We start from the raw sequence: 512 nt of genomic DNA on the forward strand, positions 1-512 counted from the left end.
ATCTATCTAGGAACTATCCGGCAGAGCGTATCAATAATGCCTGTGCCATCGCCAATCAGCACCACCTCTACAGGTTGAAGCAGGTCAAAAGCATCTTGCAGAGTAATCAAGACAAGTTACGTACGAGCCGTACTGACCAACTACCACTACTACCGCAATCACACGAAAACATACGCGGCCCGCAAAGCTTCCATTAAAGGACATTCACATGACAGAGCAAACTATCACTCAACTTAGACAGCTCAAGCTTAGCGGTATGGCCAATGCGCTCGCTAGCCAGCTTGAACATCCAGGAACCTACGAAGGGCTCTCCTTCGGAGAGCGCCTGCAACTGCTTGCTGATAATGAAAGCCAGGATCGAGAGCAGCGTAAACAGCAACGCTTACTAAAGTCTGCCAAACTGAAGATCGCGGCAAGCGCACAAGACATCGATTACGAGCACCCTCGAGGCTTGAAACAATCCATGATGGCATCGTTACTTCAATGCGACTGGATAAAAAAATATCAAAACC

The 512-nt window shown here is 48.2% G+C and carries 1 protein-coding gene and 1 pseudogene; both read left to right on the forward strand.

The annotated features are described in order from the left end of the window. Window positions 1-197 (forward strand): annotated as a pseudogene (locus tag A3766_RS31955) (IS21 family transposase); the annotation flags it as partial. 11 nt (window positions 198-208) lie between these two features. Beyond that, on the forward strand, window positions 209-512 hold a 304-nt coding region (locus tag A3766_RS08550; RefSeq protein WP_197479445.1), incomplete at its 3' end, for an ATP-binding protein.

It is taken from the genome of Oleiphilus sp. HI0132 (genome assembly GCF_001635845.1).